Annotated in this window: 2 protein-coding genes; one reads left to right on the top strand and one right to left on the bottom strand. The window is 63.1% G+C overall.

The genetic code is table 11. The features are described 5' to 3' along the window. Positions 1-82 precede the first annotated feature (82 nt). Positions 83-289, bottom strand: coding sequence for a PspC domain-containing protein (locus ACFTZB_RS45250; protein ID WP_378442478.1), 207 nt, complete (start codon positions 287-289; stop codon positions 83-85). A gap of 733 nt (positions 290-1,022) precedes the next feature. Here ACFTZB_RS45250 and ACFTZB_RS45255 point away from each other — a divergent pair. Further along, complete coding sequence (locus ACFTZB_RS45255) at positions 1,023-2,066, top strand: alpha/beta hydrolase (protein WP_378442480.1); 1,044 nt, start codon at positions 1,023-1,025, stop codon at positions 2,064-2,066. Positions 2,067-2,109: the final 43 nt, after the last annotated feature.

Raw genomic sequence — 2,109 nt, forward strand, 5'->3', positions numbered from 1 at the left:
CACCAACTGGTGTCCCGGGCTCTTTCTCGTCCGTGTGACGCGTGCCGGCTGGCCACGGTGCTTTCCGGAGTCTGTCGTGGTCTCAGTGTCCGGCCGGCATCAGCATCCACGCGGCGAGGTAGACGAGGGCGGCAGTGCCACCGGTGACCAGGGTGGCCACCACGGTGAGCAACCGGACGAGGTTGACGTCCACCGAGAAGTACTCGGCCACGCCGCCGCAGACGCCTGCGACCATCTTCTGGCTGTCGGAACGGGTGAACTGGCGGGGAGTGTTGCTGTCGAATGTCATGCGTCCAGTCTGTTCGGCGAAACCGGCCGGCACATCGGGATGTACCCCGATCTCCACCCTGGTGTTTCACCCTGAGCAGCGGCGACGCGCCGAAAAACTCGATATCCCACATTTACGGTCGAATTAGTGTAAAACTGAAAATTTTTGTTCGTATTCATTCTATTTCCAGACAAATCGGATGCGTGTACCGGGCCGAAAGGCGGGGTGTTCGAATTTGCCGGTGCTTCGTTTCTTCGTCCGGTGATTCAAGGGCGACGACAAGAAAATGTCCGAAAACGGTGAAGTGAGGTATGTTCTGTCGCTCTTCGATTACGGGAGCGGGGATTCGACGCCGGAGGTCTCGGCATACCCCCTGGTAGTGCGGTGTGTTCCGGAAGTAATTGGGGATTAGCCGGTGCCTTTTCATCGGTTCTTCGTTAAGCCAACGATCGCAAATGTTTACCGCTTCGTGCTTATTCGGAGCGAAAACTCGGGTACAAATGACGGAGCCCCTGATCGCAGGGGGAGTTCGAAAATCCACTGCGTCGAATAGGAGTAATACTATGTCCGACAGCCTTCTGGGTCTGCTCGAAGCACTCACCACTCTGATCGGCTTCCTCGGGTCCGTCGGGGGATAGGGACACCCCGTTTCGACCCCACTTCCGAACGAGAGCTGGAGTTCACATGACATCATGTGGGCTCCAGCTCTCGCCTCTACGGAGTCGGGCAGGCGACGTCGCAGCGAAGGAGAACGATGGTCAACCGCACTGCAGCGGGTAGGTACGGGGTGCGCCTGGCGCTCGCGGCCGCTCTGACGACGGCGATTCCGTGCCTCGGGGTCCAGGCGTCCGCCTCCGCAGATCCCGCCGAAGACGCCACTGTCGCGGCCGGCGGCTCCCACCTGGTGAGCACCGACCCGATCGACGACCGGCAGTCGACCATTCACGTGTACTCGGCCTCCATGGACCGCGAGATTCCGCTGCGGGTGATCACCCCCGCGGACACGAGCGCGCCGAGGCCCACGCTCTACCTGCTCAACGGTGCGGGCGGCGGCGAGGACTCCGCCACGTGGCAGGCCCGGACCGACGTCGTCGACTTCTTCGCCGACAAGAACGTCAACGTCGTCACGCCCATGGAGGGCGCGTTCAGTTACTACACGGACTGGGAGCAGACCGACCCGGAACTGGGCAACAACAAGTGGACGACGTTCCTCACGCAGGAACTTCCGCCGATCGTCGACTCCGCGCTCGACACCAACGGCGTCAACTCGATCGCCGGCATCTCGATGGCCGGTAGTTCCGTGCTGAGCCTGGCGCAGTCGGCGCCCGACCTGTACCAGAGCGTCGGCGCCTACAGCGGGTGTGCGATGACCAGCACCGACCCCGGTCGCGCGTACGTTCGTATGGTCGTCGAGGGTCGCGGCGGCGGCGACACCGCCAACATGTGGGGTCCTGACGACGGTCCGGGCTGGGCCGCCAACGACCCGTACATCAACGCGGAGAAGCTGCGCGGACTCGACATCTACGTCAGCAACGGATCCGGGCTGCCCGGGGCGGGCGATCAACTGAACGCACCGGGAATCAACGGCGACGTCGGAACACTCGCCAACCAGATCCTCGTCGGCGGCGCCATCGAGGCCGCCACCAACCAGTGCACCCACGCGCTGGCGGACAGGCTGAACGAACTGCAGATTCCCGCGACGTTCGACTTCCGGCCCACCGGCACCCACTCCTGGACCTACTGGCAGGAAGACCTGCACAAGTCGTGGCCGATGCTCGCCGCGTCGATCGGCCTGTAGCGTCCGGTCTCGGAACAGAATCGACCCCCGCAGATCCCGGATC

The sequence above is a fragment of the Rhodococcus sp. NPDC057014 genome, assembly GCF_042673295.1.
Lineage (GTDB): Bacteria > Actinomycetota > Actinomycetes > Mycobacteriales > Mycobacteriaceae > Rhodococcus_F.

Bases quoted from the DNA above. Each gene is read 5' to 3' on its own strand.
- ACFTZB_RS45250 (WP_378442478.1), bottom strand. From the start codon at position 289: ATGACATTCGACAGCAACACTCCCCGCCAGTTCACCCGTTCCGACAGC.
- ACFTZB_RS45255 (WP_378442480.1), top strand. From the start codon at position 1,023: ATGGTCAACCGCACTGCAGCGGGTAGGTACGGGGTGCGCCTGGCGCTC.